The 2,635-nt window shown below is 59.1% G+C and carries 4 protein-coding genes; all 4 read right to left on the reverse strand.

All coding sequences use genetic code 11. From position 1 onward, the window contains the following. Positions 1–662: tripartite tricarboxylate transporter permease (locus AC4GMC_RS18165; RefSeq protein WP_488082261.1), on the reverse strand; the 662-nt coding region annotated here is incomplete at its 3' end. A 12-nt stretch (positions 663–674) separates the two neighbouring features. Next, on the reverse strand, positions 675–1,115 hold the full coding sequence (locus AC4GMC_RS18170; protein WP_487877525.1) for a tripartite tricarboxylate transporter TctB family protein: 441 nt from the start codon (positions 1,113–1,115) through the stop codon (positions 675–677). A 76-nt stretch (positions 1,116–1,191) separates the two neighbouring features. Beyond that, on the reverse strand, positions 1,192–2,175 hold the full coding sequence (locus AC4GMC_RS18175; protein WP_487877526.1) for a Bug family tripartite tricarboxylate transporter substrate binding protein: 984 nt from the start codon (positions 2,173–2,175) through the stop codon (positions 1,192–1,194). 101 nt (positions 2,176–2,276) lie between these two features. After that, positions 2,277–2,618, reverse strand: coding sequence for a RidA family protein (locus AC4GMC_RS18180; RefSeq protein ID WP_487877527.1), 342 nt, complete (start codon positions 2,616–2,618; stop codon positions 2,277–2,279). Positions 2,619–2,635: the final 17 nt, after the last annotated feature.

Consider the following 2,635-nt stretch of genomic DNA (forward strand, 5'->3'; position numbering starts at 1 on the left):
ACCTCGGACACGGCGAACAAGCCGACGATGGCCACAAGGAAATCGATCCCGTCATAGAGGTGCAAATTGCCCCCTGTCAGACGCGCCATGCCAGAGTTCGGGTCCAACCCGATCATCGCAATCATGATCCCAAGGCAGGACGCAAAGGCCGCCTTTGCTTGGTTGTTGGAGGCAATGCCCCCCAAGGTGCAGAAGGCTAACAGGTAAAGGGCGAAATACTCTGCCGGGCCGAATTGATAGGCAATCCGCGACAGCGCAGGGGCCAACAGCATCAACCCGATGGTCGACAAAAATGCCCCCACAAATGAGGCCACACCCGAGATCACCAAGGCGTCACCCGGACGGCCATTCTTGGCCATTGGGTGGCCATCCAGGCATGTCATCATCGCGGGCTCATCGCCGGGAATGTTGAGCAAGATCGAACTGATCCGGCCACCGTACATGGCGCCGTAGTATATCGACGTTAGCAGAACCAAGGCCGCGACGGCATCAAGGCCAAGCGAAAATGTGATCGGGATCATGATCGCAACGCCATTCGCGGGGCCAAGCCCCGGCAGGGCGCCCACGATCGTGCCGATGAAACAGCCCAAAACGGCCAGCATCAAAGTATAGGGCGATAGCGCAATGCCAAAGCCGAGGGAAAGATTTGCCAAAAGATCCATGCGCGCGCGCCCTTAAAACCAGCCGTGTGGGAAGCCAAACAGGCTCAGACCCAGCACGAAGCGAAACAGAACAAAAAGCCCGACCGACAGGCCCAGACCGGCTAGGATCGCGGGCACGACGCGGGGCGCGATTTGATAACTCAGGACCGCAGAAACGACCGCCGTGGGCAGCAAAAAACCCATCGGTTTGAGCGCATAGGCATAACCTACCAACGCAATTGTCGCGACCAACAGCGCGCCGAGGGAAGCAAGGCCAGGCCACTCTGGCTCACCATCGGGGCGCCAGACCATCATCGCACCGCATAGTGCTGCGCAGCTGCCCACAATCATCGGAAACGCACGCGTCCCAAGCGGGTCAGAGAAAAACGGGGCAGGAATTTGGGCAGCGGTTGCGACGTAGCCAAGGGCGCCGAGCACGACCAACGCACCAAAAATGCGGTCGCTAGCAAGCATTGGAAAAACTCCAGAGTGTCGGAGGGGGGCTGGGCGCACGAAATAATGTGCGCCCAGCATTAGAATAAGCGTGTGCTTATTGGATAATGCCGATTTCTTTGGACAGCTTGGTCACATCGGCCATGTTTTGCGCGATGAAGCTTTCAAAGTCGCTACCGATCACGGTGAACGGTGCAAGGCCATTCGCCTTCATTGCAGCTTGCCATTCGTCGGATTCGCCCACTGCTTGCAGCTTGGCAACCCAGTCGTTGAAGCGCTCGTCCGAGATGTCCTTGGGCACGTACAGGCCGCGCCAGTTCACGGCAACCACGTCAAAACCTTGCTCCACCGCGGTGGGGATGTCGTCAAAACCGGGCACACGCTCGTTCGAGAGCACAGCCAGTGCGCGGACTTCGCCCGTACCTAGGAAGCCCACGATTTCGGACATATCGCCCGTCATCCCTTGGGTGAACCCACCAACTGTTTGGGTGATCGCGTCTGCGCCGCCGTCCACGCCGATGTAGCGAATTTTGGTGACGTCAGTCACGCCGCCAGCTTGGGCCACTTGCAGCACCTTCAGGTGGTCAAAGCCGCCTGCAGCGGAACCGCCGGCAAAGGCCACAGAACCGGGGTCAGCCTTCATGGCTGCGACCAGATCGCCGAGGTTTTGGAAAGGGCTATCCGCAGAGACAACGATCACACCGGGATCAGCCCCGATGGCGCCCAAAAAGCGCACTTGATCAGGTGTTGCGCCGCCGTATGCGTTTTGCGCAAGGCGCGTCGCGGTGGCTTGGCTTGCAGCCACGATCAGGTCTGCATCGTCAGTCCGCTCATTTGCGACTGTGCCATACGCCAGACCGCCGCCGCCACCGGCCATGTTGGTGATTTGTACGGGCGCATCAACAAGGCCGATGTCGTACATGATTTTGCCGATTTGACGGCAGGTAAAGTCCCAACCGCCGCCGGGGTTTGCGGGTGCAATACATTCAGCAGCCTGCGCGCTCGTTGCGGTGAATACACCGCCAGCGGACGCGGCTACGACGGCGCTCGTAAGCACCGCCTTAAAAAGACGTTTTGTCATAGTTACCTCCCAGATGATGGCGGGTGAACCCCGCCTTTTGACGTCTGGAAGGTGACTATTGATCCGGTTCTTTGTCAAGCTGTTAGCGGTAACATTTTTGCCTAAGCTTGCGCGGCGGTCACGATGATTTCGACCTTGTATTCGGGGGTGGCCAGCTTGGCTTCTCCGCAGGCACGGGCCGGTGTGTGACCTTGGGGGACCCATGCGTCCCACACGCCGTTCATTTCGGCAAAATCCGCCATATCGCTCAGCCAAATGACCACCTGCAACATGTGGGTGTTGTCCGATCCGGCCTCGGCCAAAAGGGCGTCGACCTGGGCAAGGCAACCAGCGGTCTGCTCGGCCACAGTCGCGCCTTTTGCGACCTGTCCGGCCAAGTAAACAGTGCCGTTATGGGTGACGATCTGGCTCATGCGGGGGCCGGATTGGTGACGGGTGATCATGTGCGTTTCTCCTGTTG

Source organism: Thalassobacter sp. (assembly GCF_982993085.1).